Here is a 14,547-nt window from a genome sequence, read left to right on the forward strand (position 1 = left end):
AGCTTGTCGGAGCCCTGCTGGATCAGCGCGGCCATACCGGGGCCGGCCCGCTGACCGAAGATCGTCATGATCTGGCCGGTGGTCGCGCCCGACTTGGCCAGCTCGCCGACGATCTGGTGCAGGGGACGCAGCTTGCCGTCCGCGGTCGCCACGTTGACGCCGAGGTCTTCGAGCGTGCCGGAAATCTTGTCGGTGGGCGCGAGCAGCCGGGTCACGGCACCCCGGAGCGCGGTGCCCGCCATCGACGCCTTGATGCCCGCGTTACCCATAAGGGCAGTCGCTGCGGCGGCTTCCTCGAACTTGACGCCCGCCTGATGGGCGATTGGCCCGGAGTACTTGAACGCCTCGCCCAGGTCGTCGACAGAGGTGTTGGCCTTCACGGACGCCTTCACCATGGCGTCGACGGCGTGCGGGATCTCGTTGATCTTCATGCCGTAGCCGGTGAGCACCGACGTGGTGATTTCCGCCGCCCGGGTCAGGTCGAGCTGCTCGCTGGACGCCAGCGACAGCACCGACGGCATCGCCCCGTAGATTTGGTTGACCCCCAGGCCTGCGGTCGCCAGCTGCGCCATTGCGTCCGCGGACTGCGCGGCCGAGTACTGGGTGGTACGGCCTAGGTCTTTGGCCTGGTCCCGCAGCTTCGTCAACTGCTTGCCGGTCGCACCCGAGAGGGCTTCGACCCGGTTCATGTTCTTCTCGAAGTCGCCCGCCATCTTGATGACGGACGCCCCCAAGCCCGCGGTGGCGATCGCGCCGACCGTCAGACCCGCCTTGAGGGCAGCACCGACCTTCTCCGACGTCGTCTGCAGGCGCTGGGCGGACCGGCCGACGTTGTTGAAGACACGGGAGGCGTTGTCGCGGGCGATGAGCCGGTAGACGACCGCGGTGGATGCCATGGCGCGCCTCCCCTCGTGCTAGGCGTGTCAGGGCCAGTTGCGGTTGCTTCGCTTTTCGTCTTCCGCCTCAGCGGCTGCGCGTTCCTCGGCTTCGATGCGGTAGAGGATCTCCCACTCGGTCAGCTCTCGGGCGCTGACGCGTCGGAGTAGCTGGGCGACAGAGCAGTGGAAGACATCTCGGGCGAGGATGAAGTAGAACCGCCGCTGGCCGTCGGCGGCTCGGAGTTTCCCTCCAGCTCTTCCGCCTCTTCGTCGCTCATGCCGGACAGGCGGGTGGCGACGTCGTACAGGCGGTCGAGGACGCGGCCGTTCTTCATGCCGAGCAGGCCCGTGTCCTGATCGGTGAAGATGCGATCGCCGTTCTCGTCAACGATGCACTTCACGAGCAGGCCAGCGCGGGCATTGTCCTGAATGAACACGACCTCGGCCTGAGCGGTGCCCGCGTTTCGGATCTGGCGCCGTGACCCCTGGTAGGCGTCGAGCTCCTCGCCCGTGAGGCCGCGGATGATGACCTCGTCCCCCCACTCGGGGACGAATACCTTCTCGACCTGCAGGTCGTTGACGCCGAGGATGGCGTCGCGGGACAGGGCCATGGTGCTCCTAGCTGATGTCTCGGGTAATGCCGTCGAGGACACGGTTGACGGCTCGGCGGGAGGCGGCACCGGCAGGCCGGACCACCCTGTAGAAGTAGGGGCGTGAGGTCTGGGTGACCCATACGGCGCGGTTGCCGTACACCGGGTGCCGCCAGCGCTTCTTGCCCTCGACCATGGAGGGCAGGCTGCGCCTCTTGTCGGGCATTTTGCGGCCGTCGACGCGGATCGCGGCCCCCGCGTCGCGGCCGACGGTGCGGACCTCGACGCGGGTGGCCCGCACCATCTGTCCGCGCAGTCCGTCCGGGCTGAATCCGCGGCTGGAGGGGATGTTGCGGATCGACGCACGGACGACCGGAACCAGCGGCGTGGCCGCCGCCCGCAGCTCCTTGCGGAACCGCTTCTTGAGTTCCTTGTCGTCCATGCGCCGCAGCGCCGTGCTGATCCTGCGAAGATCCTCGCCCGTCCGCAGCTCGATCACGACGGCACGGTGATGTTCTCGACAGGGATCGAGGTGATCGAGAACTGGATGGTGATCTGCGCCGGGTTCTCCACGTCACGCGCCTTCGGCTGTCCGGTGACCTTCACGGGGAACACGTCGTACTTCAGGCCCGCCGTGTCACCCTCGGGGAAGATGCAGATGAACCCGGCCGTGTCCCGCGGCAGCAGCGTGCGCACGTCGCTGGACGTGGATGACAGGTACAGCGTGATGCTGGAGTCGTCCGCGGTGATACGGCCGGGGATCTTCGACACGAAGCGGGAGCCCAGGTCCGGGGTGTCCTGCTGGTCCGACGTCGTGGCGAACCCGGAGACGGAGGCGACCTCCGCCGTCAGGTCGCTGCCCGCGTTCAGCTCCGCGCGGGTCGGGGCGCTCTTGTTCGCGATGGTCGCGACCCAGTAGTAGTGGGTCGTACCCGGCGGGATGTACCGGGAAGTTGCAGTGATCGGCGTGGCCACCATGGGTCAGCTCTCCTCTTCGTTCTTCTTGGCGGCCGTCTTGGTGCGCGACCGCGCCGGCCTGTCGGTGGATTCCGCCGGCTCTGACTGCTCCGGCTCGTCTGCGGCCTGCTCTTCGGCTGCCGCCGCCTCGGCTTGCGCCTTCACCTTCAGGGCGGCCCGCTTCTCGAGCTCCTCGGCCGGGACCTCCTGCCAGCCGGCGCCTGCGTAGTGCGGCAGCGCGCCGGCGTCGACTTCGATCTCCTGATCGGCGGGCAGCGACGGGTGCCGCAGGGTGACGGTGCTCACGGGACCCTCACCACCGCGACGGTCACCGAAGAGGTGGCCGAGTAGTTGATCGTCGCCAGGCCCGTAGTCGGGTCCGCGTACAGGCTGGAGGGCAGCGGGATGATGCCGAGTCCGGTGGTCAGGCCGACGCTCGGCGACGTGCTGTCCGCGACGGCGAGTCGGCCGTCGACCATCCCCGGCGTGGTGATCGTGACGGTGATGCCTGCGCCGCTGGCGTTCTTGACGAGCAGGAACGTGCCGGTGCCGCACGCGGCGGTGTCGCCGTTCGTTGCGGCCACCAGCGAGGTGGAAATGTCGACGCCCACGTTGGGCACGACCTGTGTGACGAGCGCGGTCATCCGCGTACTCCTGTTCTAGTTGAACCCAACAGACGGCTACATCAAGTGGCTTGAGGCTTAGACCCCGCTGTAGGCGTCGCACGCCACCTCAAAGGTGACCGTGGCCTGTGCGCCGCTTTGGGTGAAACCCTGAGACAGGCTGTGGGAGCCGATCATCGCGCGCATCACGGTTCCGCCCAGCGTCCTGTCTGCTGCGATAGCAGCCCCTGCCTCGCTGAGCAGTTGATAGGCGCGGCTCCGGGCTCCGGGCAGATCGTCGGTCCCGCGCAGACAGACGGCAGTGCAGCGGATGCTGAACTGCTCCCGGTCCACGCCGCCGCCCAGACCCTCAGTGAGAAGCGTGGATTCGCCGTCTGTACCCTCGTCGCCGCCCGTGAAGCCGACAGCCACCACATCGGTAAGGGTCGCCTGTGAGGTCGTCGGGCCGTCCAGGACGGTCGCGTCGGTCAGCCCCGGCCACGCCTTGAAGATGCGTACCAGGCCGTCAACTGCGCCTGGCAGCTTCGACGTCCACGCCATCAGGCCACCCCCGGAAGCTGCGAGTCGAGGAGTTCGATGGCACGGCGGGGGATCGCGAAACCGCGCCCCGCCACGTAGGTTTCGCCGTCACCGCCGAGTTGGACACCCATGGTGCCGCGCTGCGTCTCCCACAGATGCTGAATGATGATCAGCCCGGCGAGCCGGTAGTTCTCCTGAATGACCGCCTCGCCGGCCTGGTAGGTGACGTCCAGGGCGCCAGTGAACGCGGGCCCGGCCATCACGGTCACCAAACCGGTCTCCTCATCGACGTCCAGGCTGTCTGGATCCCACGTTGTCGCCCCGTCCGCCGAGACGACCGACGTCAAGGCCAGCACAGGGACGTTTCGCAGCAGCAGCTCTGCCGCTGCCCCGCTGACGATGAAGCGGTCCGTGAAGGAGCGCCGCACCACAATGCGGCCGAGCGCCTTCTCGACCGCCCCTGTCGCCGCGCCGATGTAGCCGCGCAGCTCGTCATCGTCCGAGGTTTCCGTAGCCCCGAAGTTCAACTGAGCACGCGCGTCAGCCAGCGACACAATCCCGCCCGGGAAAGCGGGCCGCACATCGAACACGTCGCTGTACGCGGTCGTCGGAACCGTCGTGACCATCCGCCACGCGTGACGGCCCACCTGCAACGTCGCGTAGTCGACCCGCAGCTGGCCCGTCGATGCGGGCGGAAGCGTGACGGTCGGCGTGACCGTGGTCCCGTCCGGCAGGCTGATCGTCAGCGTTGCCGACGACGGATTCGCCAAAGCGCCTGCCGCGTCACGGACATCGACGGCGATCTGCTGCACGGCGCCGAGATCGATCACTGGGAGCCTCCCGACGCCGTCGCAACCATCACCCTGCCGCCCGCGGCTGCGGGCGCGCTCGCCATGCCCTGTCTTGCGTTCGGTATCGCCGCCGCGCCAGGGCCTGAACTGCCCGGAACCACCGCAGGCGTCACCGTGCCTGACGCCTGCAAAACCGCGGATGCGGCAAGCCCTGCGGCGGCCATCAGGGCCGCAATCCCCGATGCGGTCAGCGTCGCCCCGCCCGTCAGCGAACCGCCGCCCGCATGCTCCGCCTGGCCCGCTGCAGACAGCCCTGAAACTGCCGAAAAGTTGCCGTCTGCCGCAGCTTGCACCGTGCCGGCTGCCGGCAGGAGCGCCGCCACCGCGAGGGTGGCATCGCCGAACACCTGCGGGATCAGCGACGCCGACAAACCAGCCGTGATCGCGAGCGAGGCATCACCCGCGCAGGCCACCGACCCCGCCGCAGACAAGCCCGCAACCACAGAATCGGACGCGTCACCGGACGCCGCCCGCACACCATCCGCCGTCAGTCCCGCAGTCGGCGACAGCGATGCCGTATTGAAGAGCTCCGCCGTACCCTCGGCCGTCAAACCAGCCGTCGCCACCGCAGACGCGGATCCGGCGGCAGCCACGGTCCCCGCGGCGCTCAGGGACGCTGTCACGACGGCAGACGCGTCCGCCACAGCGTTGCGCGTACCGGACGCCGTGAGACCAGCGGTAGCCGCCTCGGATGCCGAGCCCACCACGGCCGCCTGGCCGGTCGCCGACAGGCCAGCTGTCGCAGCGAGCGCCGCATCTCCCGAGGCAGCCCGCTCCCCGGCCGCGGCGAGACCCGCGGTGACTGCCAGGCTCGCGTCGCCGAGTTGGACGACTGGCGGCACATTCAGGCTGTCGAACTCGGCGAAGTCGTTGGTGCCGTCGCTGCGGTGGGCGATCAGCTGGAATTCGAGGTCGGCGGCGCTGACCCATGCCGGGCTGGCGAGGCTCCGCCGGTTCGTCCACGTCGTCGCGTCCGGACTGGTGTCCCAGTAGACCGTGCCGCCGGTTTCACGCACACGCAGCCAGAGGTGGTCGGTGGCCGAGTAGGTGATGGCGACCGCTCCGGCGTCGAAGTAGCCGGTGCGGGAGAACATCACCAGTTCGCCGGTGAGGGCGCGCAGTTCGAAGCCGAGGTCGGTGCCGCCGACATCGGACTTGATGAGGATCTGCGCCCAGGCCTCGGTGGTGGCACCCCCGGCGGCAGGCGGGTAGGCGCGCAGGTAGACGGAGGATTCGGCGAGCGTGTAGGTGAGGGCGGAGCTGTAGGCGTTGTATCCGGTGTCGCACGAGACGCGGGCCCGGCCTCCGGTCTCGCTGTAGGTGCCGAAGTTGTTGACCCAGAGCCCCGTATCGACGGTGTTGTCGTCGAAGTTGTCGACGAGCGAACCGATCGCAAGCCCGACCGCGGCCACCATGGCGCCGGGAGCCTGCGGCAGTCGGCGCGGGTCCAGGGCAGACGCCCACCCCGGCCCCTTCTGTGACGGCTGGGCGAGGACAATCTGCGATCGCATACCGGCCCGCGAAGTGCCACCGACCGCGAGCGCACCGCTCGTGTGAAAACGGCCCCCAGCCATGGGTCAGCGCTCGTCGTAGGCCACGTAGCAGCGAAGGTTCGCCGAGGTCGCCGCAGCTGTCTGGCAGATCACGAGACCTCCCGCCGCCGCGATCACGAGTCCCGGGTCGGGGAACGTCCAGATGAAGCCGGTGCCGAGCGTGGCCGGGGTGGTGCCGCGACGGAACGCGAGTCCGGTCGTCGTCGGGTCAGCGGTCGCCCAGGTTTTCTCCAGCACGGCAGCCGTCGCGCCCAAGGTCGGGTCCTCGGCCGACGGCGTGTCGGAGGTGATGGCGCCGGTGCCGACGGCGTTCATGCGGAACAGGGCAAAGCCGATCGCGGCAGCGGTTCCGGATTCGAGGAACACGCCGACCTCGTACACGGCCAGCGACTTCGCCGAGCCGGCTTTGAGGTTCCACATGGCCTTGTCGGTGGCGTTGGCCGATGCCTTCGTTGCCGCCGCGGCAACGCTGTAGCGGGCCATCTCAGCTGGCCTGCGGGGTGAGGCTGACGCCCAGGGTGTTCAGCGTGAAGGTGTCGCCGCTGCTCCACGCCTTCGACGCCGACAGGGCCACCGAGAACAGGAACGTGCCGCCGCTGCTGGCGGTCCACACGGAGATGTCCGTCAGCGTCTCCGACGTGCCGCCGTTCGTCCACGGGCCCACCGAACCGGACAGGGCCAGCGCGCTGCCGCTCGACGATGCAGAGAACGTCGCCTGCAGGCGTGTCGTTGACCCGGCACTGGTCGCGGTCGTCCCCGCCGCGCCCGGGTTCGCGGTGTGCAACTGGATCCACGTCGCCGTGTTCGTGTACGACGCGCCACCGCTGCGCAGCGTGTTCAGCCAGCCGCTGACCAGTGTCGTGGACAGTCCTTCAGCCATCGGTCATCTCCTCCTGCTCGGGAGACTCCTCGGCCTCCGGCTGCTCCGCGGCGGGCGTCACCTCACCGGACGCCTCCACCGTCAGGGCGAAGACGTGCTGATCCATCAGTCGCCGTCCTTGCCTTGGCCAGGCTTTGCGCGCGGCGTGCGCCGCGGCTTCGGATCGACCGCAGCCTCCGGCGGCTTCTGGTCCGCGCGCTCCGGCGCGGCAGTCTCGGCAGCCTTCTCCTTGGCGGGTTCCACCTCGACGCCGTACTGGTCGCGCAGAACTGCCGCGACCTGGCTGGCGTCAGTGGTGCGGCCAGCTCGCCGATAGGCGGCGTACTCGTCGACCAGCGCAGCCCTGTAGGCCGCATCCACATCCCTCATAGCTCCCTCACCTGCTCGATTTCCGGCAGCTCCGCGTAATACCTGTCCTTCTGTGCCCGCCGCATCGCTGACCGGTGCGCGGTGCGGTGCTCCAGCCGCACGTCCCACAGGGCTTCGGCCGGCTCGGCGCGGTGCACAGTGTCGTTGCCGCACAGCACCCGCGGCCCGTGCTCGCCGGGCACGGTCACGACGTAATGCGCCTGCTGGATGCCGATGCCAGGCAGGGCCCGGAACAGGCAGCGGAACGGATGCTGCGAGTCCTGGCCGTCACCGCGCTCCCAGAGCGTCACCTCAGCCACGTCCAGTGTGGTTGCCGCGAGCAGCGTCCGTGCGTCCGGCGGCACCTGGGTGAGGACTTCGTCGGCGTCGATCCGTAGGAACCAGTCCCCGGGTTCCGCCAGCGTCGACGCCAGCCGGAACATGAAGTCGCGCTTGGCGACCTCGTTGCCCCACCAGGGCTGCCGCGATGTATGGATGGTGCAGCCGATCCCGGCTCCGGCCGCCGTGCGGGCGATCGTGTCGCCCTGCTCGCTGCCGGATGCGGGCTTTCGCATCGCGTCCGGGAAGAGGGCGTAGGGGCCATCGACGGCCACCAGGTGATCGCACAGCTTCGCCACGCCGGCCACACATTCGGCGAGCCACGAGGCGGGCTCCTCGTACCAGGACAACAGGCCGATCACTCGCACGCTGCAGCCTCCATCAGCCCCCGGGTCGCCGGATGCCTCGAATAGTCCTCGGGGAAATCAATGTCATCCGTGGCGTCGTTGATCTCCACCCACCAGGGGCGGAGCACCACGTGCTCTCGCAGGGGTGTGTCCTGCAGGAGGCGCAGCATCGTCCAACCGTGCTTCGTTGGATCGGCATGCCCGGCGTCCTGCTCGCGCCTCACCGCTTCGGTGAGGCGGCCCATTTCTGCGGTATCCGTCCACGACTGGGCGAAGATCTCACCCCACGGGGACCCGGTGACCGGCGAGGCCTGCTCCCGGCCGAAGAACCGGAAACCCTCCCCGGCGTGCGCAAGCACCGTCGCCAGGGCCACGTCTGTGAACCACACGTCCCCCAGCAGCAGGACGTTCGTTCCGCCGGGCGCCCAAACGGGCCTCGTCGACTCGAACTCGTTCCGGCGCCCAGCCGACGCCACATAGAAGTGGACTTCACGCATGGCCGCGAGCTCCCGGTAAGGCTCCGGATCATCCGGCGGCCCGACCAGACACACCTCGTCCGACCATCGGGCGGCCTGCCACAGCGTCCGCCCCAACAGGGGCATGGCCGCATCCGAGCCGAGCTCCTCGCGCACCGGCGCGAAGTGGGAGCGGACACCGAGATGTCCGCCCCACTTCGTCTGCGGGCCTGCCGCCGCCACGATCACTCTCACGACGACACCTCCGCCCGCTCGAACGGTTGAGCTAGAACGTAGGACCGATCAAGCCGGTCCCGCCCACCTCGACGATCGACTTGGGGTACCGGGCCGCCGTGAACGCGAGGTACCCGTAGATCTGCAGACGCACCGTGAGCGTGCCGGAACCCACATCCGGAAGGACCCGGGTGCGAATGCCGGACTCGTACAGCAGCAGATCCGACGCGCGGAGGATGTGCACGACGTCCTGGTTGGTGGCCGCCCCGAGGGTCGTCGGCATCGACGGGTCGGTGACGACCGGCAGGCCGTGCATCTGGCCGACGACCTGCTCCGCTGCGACCGCGCCGAGAGTGGCGACGTTGTTCTGCGGGTTCCCGGCGTCCGGCGTGACGAGCGGCCGGCCGTTGCCGTCCACCGCGGCGAGGAAGTAGGCCCAGCGCCTCGGGTGCATGACGATCACGGTCGGCGGCATGAACCGCAGCGTGTGCACGCGCTGCACCGCATCCGCGATCTTGCTGTAGAGCTTCGCCACCGTCGGCGTCGCGTCCGTGTAGGTGATCGTCTCGATGTTCGAGGTGGCACGAACACCGGTGACCTGACCCGAGCTGCCGGACCCAGAGATCACCTGAAGGTCGGCCTTCGTCGCATAGTCCGCGGTCAGGTCACGGAAGATGACCTGATCGAAGGAAACCGGCGACTGGTCGAGGAGCTGGATCGCCACGTCCTGCTGGCCGGCGATCGTCTTCACCGGGGCGTTGATGAACGTGTCCGCCAGGTCGGTCTCCTGCACAGCCGCGTTGTCCGCGGTCTGCACCGCCACAGCAGTACCCGTCGACACCTTCGGGATGTTGATGCTGTCCGTACCGCCCGGCAGCGGCTGCATGTTGCACAGGTTCGCGTAGGCGCGGCCCGCCCGTGCCAGCTCCACGAACTGGTTCATCAGCCACAGCGGCGGCACCGCATATCCGCCGGTGCCGTCGGTGCGGTTCAGGTCGCGGTACTCGCGCTCGGTGGCCACGTCCTGCGCGTGGCGCTGCAGCCGCTCACGGGACTGGCCGTCGTCGTCCATGTTGAGCTGGACGCGCGCCAGGTCCTGCAGGTAGGAGCGGCCGTTGCCCCGCTCGTAGGTGCGGGCCTCACTGACGGACTCGGCGCGCGACGCCGCCCGCTTCACAGCGAGGGCGCCGGCGGTCACCTGGCGGCTCCGCTCGCCCTCCTCGGAGAGCTCGCCGATCCGCTCGTCGTAGGAGCGGAGCTCCTCGTCCTTGGCCTTGACCTGCGCGGTCAGTTCGCGGAACTCGGCGTCCTCCTCGGGCAGAAGGTCGTCGCGGGCCTCCTCCTCGGCGAGGTCGGTGATGGCCTTCCGCTTCGCGAGCAGCGTCTCGCGGTCCTTCGCGGCCTGCTCGCGTCGAGCAATGAGCCGCTTCAGTCGCTCATCCATGAGCGAGCCTGCCTTTCATCGGCAAATGGGCATGACGACGACCCGTGCCGGGCCGGTGAGAAGCCATCGCCAGACCAGTGCCAGGCGTGCGACAGCGACGCGATCAGTGCCAGACCGCGCTAAGTAGGTGGGGAAGCCGGACTATTCGGCTTCGTCGAGGTGCCGGCGCAGATGCCGCTCAACGGCGGCCCGCTGGCCCTCGGGAATGTGGGAGTGCTCCAGCATCGACAGGTGGTAGCGGACCGCCGCCAGGTGGGCGGGCGCTCCAATGCGGCCCTCGTGGTGGGCGCCCCAGTAGGCGCCCTTGTCGTCCGGGCTGCCTTCCGGGTCGACCCAGGCGTGCATGGAGCGCAGCACCACCTGCTCGTCAGGGGCGGCGTTCAGTGCGGCCCGCCGGTCGAGAGGCATGTCGGTGACGGGCGTGGAGTGGGCCGGGATGCCGGCGGCGAGCGAGACGCCGCGCGTCTCGTCGCCCTGCACGGCCAGCGCCTCCGCCAGCGACATGCTGGTGCGCTTGGCCGGCAGGGTCAGGCCGCGGTGCAGTACGGCGAGGCTCTCGCGGGCCGCGGCGAGACGCTCCACGGCCCGGGTGTCGCCGGAGCGGAGCTCGGCCATGGCCTGCTCGGGGTTGACGTTGGCCAGCAGTTCCAGGGCCTCGCTCATGCTGTTGAGCTGGGCGCTGGTCGCCGGGTTGGCGCCGAAGTTCACCACCGACACGTCGCCCTTGTGCAGGGAGACCTCGGTCAGGGTGCGCTCGGTGTCGTCATCCGACCAGGCGTCGGCCTTCACGCGGAACGCGAAAGACATTTCATCCATGTCGCCGCGTTCCATCTTCGTCTCCAGACGCTGCACGTCCGGATCCCGCCGGTCCAGGTCCGCCTCGACGAGGAGGCCCTTGGAGTCCGTCGACAGGCGCAGGGTGCCGCTCTTCGTCCTTGCGAGCGGCATGCCCTCGTGGTTGATGAGCAGGTGCAGGTCGGGCTTCGCGCCCAGGGTCACGTCGAACGCCTTCGGGTCGACGCGCTCGACCCAGCCGTAGGGCGGCCCGCCGAGCACCTCGTAGCCGTTGCTGAACACGGACGCGTAGCCGGTCAGTGTCAGGCCGTCGCCCTTGCCTCGCAGCTCGAAGCCCTCCGCGGCGATTGACCGCCGCTCCGGAGAGTCCAGCAGCTTGTGCCGGTCAACCATGGGTGCCGTCCTTCTCGGGTCGGATGAGGCGCAGCGGCCCCGGTTCGTGGCTGCGGACCGTCGGCAGCGACACGGTCTGCCCGGCCTGGATCGGCAGCGGCGTGTAGTCCTGGCCTTCGCCGTTCGGCAGCGGCGGCTCGTCCTCGAGCGCCCGGATCTCGTCGATGCTGTTCTTGCCGATCAGGCGGGCCTTGGCGTACACCGAGTAGCGGGTCTCGATATCCACGCGGATCAGCGCGTCGGCATTGAACTTGATGTACTGGCCGCGCGGCAACAAGGCGCTCAGGTGGTTCTCTAGCTTCGTCAGCCACGGCAGCAGGGCGTCCTGAATGAACTCGATCTGCCGCTGCTCCGGCGAGCTGTACGTGTAGGAGCCGCCCGTCTCGCCGCCGATCTTCTCCGGCGGGATCCCGTAGATCGCCGCGATCTGCGTGGCCGTCAGCCGCATCGTCTCGACGAATTTGGCCTCCGTCGGGTTGACGCTGATCGGCTCGTAATCCCAGTCCTTGCCGTACACGATCGGCTCGTGCGAGCGGATCGCCTGCACCAGACGCCGCTTGATGATGTTGGCGTCCTTCTGGTCCACGGTCTGCATGCTGTTCTTGAACCGGCCCGGAGGCACGCCGCCGCTACGGAACCAGTCGTCGGAGAACTGCTGCGCCGACAGGCCCGTCGACACCGTCACCGCATACGCGGCGATCGGCGACAGCCCCCACACCCGGCCCGGCAGCGTGAACCACGGAATGTGCACGACATCCTCGGACGGCAACTCCTCGCCCAGATACGACCAGACCGGGTCCGTGACCGAGCCGCGCTCCCCCATCGCGTTCCAGTCCTGCACGGACACGTTCGCCGGGTTCAGCCACTCGATCTGGGTCGGGTACTCCAGATAATCCCGCTGCGTCGCCACGCCGACCGCGTTCCCGCGATACACGAGTGACGTCATCGCCCGCCACACCCAGTCGTCGATCGTGCCCAGCGCCGAGGGCTGGACAAACAGCGACGACAGCGGCAGCTTCGCCCGGTCGTCGCCCATCTTCCGGTACTGCTGGATCGGCAGCGACGCCACCGAGGATGCCAGCAGCCGGCCCGCCGCAAACACCGGCGCCAGGCGAAGCGCGCCCTCCTCCGTCACCGCGGTCGGCGACGCCAGATCCTGCACCGGCCACGACACCGACGACGCACTCAAATCCCGCCGCTCAGCCTCGTGCCGAGTCCAGCCCCACCGCCGGAAGGGATTACGCATGCCGCACCCCCTCCGTCAGAAAATGCTCGCCAGGACGTCGTACTGGGATCCCTCGAGCAGATGGGATCGGGTCACATAGCTCCAGCGAGCCAGCGTCATCGCCACCAGCGGGGAGATGTCGCCCTCCACGCCCTTCGTCGTCCAGGCGATCGTCTCGCCCGTCTGACGCGTCTTCGCCGAAGCGACCGCCACATCCAGATGCCGGTTCGGCACCACCCGGAACGCTTCCTCGCGCAGCGCCTCCAGCAACTGGCCGGCCGCCGCAGCCATATCGACCGCGTTCGTCACCGCCAGATCGCCCGGCTCCGGCGCCTCCGCATCCTCCGGCCGCCTAAAGCCCGCCTTGTCAAGGGCCGTCTCCAGGAACGCGAACGTGCCCCGGCCCATCGCCACCGCGACCGGATCGAGCGCGTCCCTGAGTTCCGTCAGCCGCGGCAGCAGCCACTTCGTACCCGGCCGGTAGTCCGCCAGCTGCGTATGCCCCAAACCGTCGGCGCGCAGCCCGTACACGCACACCGCCGCGTAATCCCGCAGCGGAGAGATGTCGACACCGAGCGCCACACCCGACTCGCGATCCCGCTCCGACGACGCATCCGCCAGCCGCACCCAGCCGGCTGGATCGATGACGGCGTTGCCCTGCGAGATCTTCGGCCAGATACACAGCCGCTCCCGCGCAAACCCGGCGTTGCCCATCGAGCGGCGCTCCCGGAGGATCGTCTCCTCCGTCAGCCGCATCCCCAACGCCGGATTCGACGCCGCCCACAACGTGCGGTCGTCCAGGTCGACGTTGTCCAGGTGGTCGAGATCGCCCTCAACACCCCAGTCCCGCCAGCCCAAACTGTCGTCGCCGCCCGCATCCGCACGGCGCTTCAGATTGAACATGACCTCGCCGGACTCGCCGTTCAACGGCGGCGACGACGTATAGATGATCTGCGCGTTCGGGCGAGCCGCCATCGCCGGCATCAAAGCGTCCTGCTGCTCCGCCGTGAACGCAAACGACTCGTCAATGATGACCAGGTCGCCGGAGAAGCCCCGGCCGCTGCCTTTGCTGCGGGCCACGAACTTGATACGCGCCTCAGTGTCGAGCCTCTCGAAGCCCTCCTCGCCGTTCGTGTTGACGAACTTGACGAGGACGCCGTCGATATCCCACAGATTTTCGTTGGTCGAGCTGACCTGCTTACCGAGGCGGCGAAGAAGCGTCCGGCACCGGCGGAACGCCTCCATCGACGTCTTGTACTCGTGGGCGCTCCACATAATCAGCTGCTCGCCCAGCAGCAGAAACCCGGCCAGAGCGCGGATCTCCAAAATGCTGCCCTTGCCGTTCTGCCGGGCCACAATCTCGCCGTACTCGTAACACGCCCACTGCCCGTCGCTCCGGCACGCCAGCATCAGATTGACCGCATCCGCCTGCCACGGATCCGCCACCAACCCGGCCCGCTTCGCCAGCTCACACGCCTCCGGGCCGAGCGAGTACTCGTAAGGCGGCGCCAGCTCAACCCTTGGCCTTCGCGCGCCTTGCAGCAATCGCCTTCGAGAGATCCGTGACACCAGAACCCCCCACCACCTCGCCGGGCCTCGACGAAGAAGCCGCAGCCCCCTTCTGCCCCTGCCGGATCTCGGCGACAAGCCCCCTCAAGGCCGTCGCCTGCTGCCGGGACTCCGCCAAGAACCCCGAGATATCGGCGGATCCGCCCTCGCCGTCATCCGTTCGCGCCGAGATCCCGCGAATCAGAGCATCGAGTAGATCGAGCCGATCCGAAATCCGGCACGCCTCCTCCAGCAGCACCAGATGAGTCGGAATCAGCTGCCACTGGGCCATCGACTCGATCCACAGCCGCCGGCCCCGCTCCCCCAAGCCGGCTGGTGCGTCCATGAATTCCCCCAAGAACTCTGCGCGTTCGGCTTGACGACACCCCGCGCCAGCAGGAATATGGGTTCAGAGGCAGAACAGAGCCCCCGGCGAGCGAAAGCCCCGAGCGAGAGCCTGAAGCCTCCGAATCCACCGCATAGAGCCGATCGGCTCCGCGGTTCGGAAATCCGGAACCAAGATCGAAACCCCTCGGAGCTTTTCTCCGGGGGGAGATTATTTTGAGGG

General features: G+C 68.6%; 19 protein-coding genes. All 19 read right to left on the reverse strand.

All coding sequences use genetic code 11. The features are described from left to right. On the reverse strand, positions 1–896 hold an 896-nt coding region (locus VIU94_RS43055), incomplete at its 3' end, for a phage tail tape measure protein (protein ID WP_331920897.1). A 119-nt stretch (positions 897–1,015) separates the two neighbouring features. Then, the gene (locus tag VIU94_RS43060; RefSeq protein WP_331920899.1) at positions 1,016–1,489 is read right to left on the reverse strand and encodes a phage tail assembly chaperone; all 474 of its coding nucleotides are present in this window, start codon (positions 1,487–1,489) and stop codon (positions 1,016–1,018) included. A gap of 7 nt (positions 1,490–1,496) precedes the next feature. Further along, positions 1,497–1,967: a hypothetical protein gene (locus VIU94_RS43065; protein WP_331920901.1), complete on the reverse strand. Its 471-nt coding sequence runs from the start codon at positions 1,965–1,967 to the stop codon at positions 1,497–1,499. Continuing rightward, the gene (locus VIU94_RS43070) at positions 1,964–2,446 is read right to left on the reverse strand and encodes a phage tail tube protein (protein WP_331920903.1); all 483 of its coding nucleotides are present in this window, start codon (positions 2,444–2,446) and stop codon (positions 1,964–1,966) included. The genes VIU94_RS43065 and VIU94_RS43070 overlap by 4 nt, the downstream gene beginning before the upstream one ends. Before the next feature lie 3 nt (positions 2,447–2,449). Further along, complete coding sequence (locus tag VIU94_RS43075) at positions 2,450–2,731, reverse strand: hypothetical protein (protein WP_331920905.1); 282 nt, start codon at positions 2,729–2,731, stop codon at positions 2,450–2,452. Beyond that, positions 2,728–3,069, reverse strand: coding sequence for a hypothetical protein (locus tag VIU94_RS43080; protein WP_331920907.1), 342 nt, complete (start codon positions 3,067–3,069; stop codon positions 2,728–2,730). Before VIU94_RS43080 ends, VIU94_RS43075 begins: the two co-directional genes overlap by 4 nt. Before the next feature lie 57 nt (positions 3,070–3,126). After that, positions 3,127–3,588 (reverse strand): hypothetical protein, encoded by a 462-nt coding sequence (locus tag VIU94_RS43085; RefSeq protein WP_331920909.1) that lies wholly within the window; start codon positions 3,586–3,588, stop codon positions 3,127–3,129. Beyond that, positions 3,588–4,397: a head-tail connector protein gene (locus VIU94_RS43090; protein ID WP_331920911.1), complete on the reverse strand. Its 810-nt coding sequence runs from the start codon at positions 4,395–4,397 to the stop codon at positions 3,588–3,590. The genes VIU94_RS43085 and VIU94_RS43090 overlap by 1 nt, the downstream gene beginning before the upstream one ends. Beyond that, positions 4,394–5,833, reverse strand: a complete 1,440-nt coding sequence (locus tag VIU94_RS43095) for a hypothetical protein (protein WP_331920913.1) — start codon at positions 5,831–5,833, stop codon at positions 4,394–4,396. The genes VIU94_RS43090 and VIU94_RS43095 overlap by 4 nt, the downstream gene beginning before the upstream one ends. Positions 5,834–5,995: 162 nt before the next feature. Then, positions 5,996–6,454 (reverse strand): hypothetical protein, encoded by a 459-nt coding sequence (locus tag VIU94_RS43100; RefSeq protein WP_331920915.1) that lies wholly within the window; start codon positions 6,452–6,454, stop codon positions 5,996–5,998. A 1-nt stretch (position 6,455) separates the two neighbouring features. Further along, the gene (locus VIU94_RS43105) at positions 6,456–6,851 is read right to left on the reverse strand and encodes a phage tail fiber protein (protein WP_331920917.1); all 396 of its coding nucleotides are present in this window, start codon (positions 6,849–6,851) and stop codon (positions 6,456–6,458) included. Positions 6,852–6,956: 105 nt separating this feature from the next. Beyond that, positions 6,957–7,220, reverse strand: a complete 264-nt coding sequence (locus tag VIU94_RS43110; protein WP_331920919.1) for a hypothetical protein — start codon at positions 7,218–7,220, stop codon at positions 6,957–6,959. Then, positions 7,217–7,906 carry a glycosyltransferase family protein gene (locus VIU94_RS43115; protein WP_331920921.1) on the reverse strand — a complete coding sequence of 230 codons (690 nt, stop codon included), beginning with the start codon at positions 7,904–7,906 and terminating at the stop codon, positions 7,217–7,219. Before VIU94_RS43115 ends, VIU94_RS43110 begins: the two co-directional genes overlap by 4 nt. Next, positions 7,897–8,589 carry a hypothetical protein gene (locus VIU94_RS43120; protein WP_331920923.1) on the reverse strand — a complete coding sequence of 231 codons (693 nt, stop codon included), beginning with the start codon at positions 8,587–8,589 and terminating at the stop codon, positions 7,897–7,899. The genes VIU94_RS43115 and VIU94_RS43120 overlap by 10 nt, the downstream gene beginning before the upstream one ends. Positions 8,590–8,626: 37 nt before the next feature. Further along, positions 8,627–10,018 (reverse strand): phage major capsid protein, encoded by a 1,392-nt coding sequence (locus tag VIU94_RS43125; protein ID WP_331920925.1) that lies wholly within the window; start codon positions 10,016–10,018, stop codon positions 8,627–8,629. 141 nt (positions 10,019–10,159) lie between these two features. Next, a complete protein-coding gene (locus VIU94_RS43130; RefSeq protein WP_331920927.1) occupies positions 10,160–11,206 on the reverse strand; it encodes an HK97 family phage prohead protease in 1,047 nt (348 codons plus the stop codon). Then, positions 11,199–12,452, reverse strand: coding sequence for a phage portal protein (locus VIU94_RS43135; RefSeq protein ID WP_331920929.1), 1,254 nt, complete (start codon positions 12,450–12,452; stop codon positions 11,199–11,201). The genes VIU94_RS43130 and VIU94_RS43135 overlap by 8 nt, the downstream gene beginning before the upstream one ends. A gap of 15 nt (positions 12,453–12,467) precedes the next feature. Beyond that, positions 12,468–13,877 (reverse strand): terminase large subunit domain-containing protein, encoded by a 1,410-nt coding sequence (locus VIU94_RS43140; protein ID WP_331920931.1) that lies wholly within the window; start codon positions 13,875–13,877, stop codon positions 12,468–12,470. Positions 13,878–13,944: 67 nt separating this feature from the next. Beyond that, positions 13,945–14,325, reverse strand: a complete 381-nt coding sequence (locus VIU94_RS43145; protein ID WP_331920933.1) for a hypothetical protein — start codon at positions 14,323–14,325, stop codon at positions 13,945–13,947. Positions 14,326–14,547: the final 222 nt, after the last annotated feature.

The organism is Streptomyces sp., from assembly GCF_036566765.1.
Classification (GTDB): domain Bacteria; phylum Actinomycetota; class Actinomycetes; order Streptomycetales; family Streptomycetaceae; genus Streptomyces.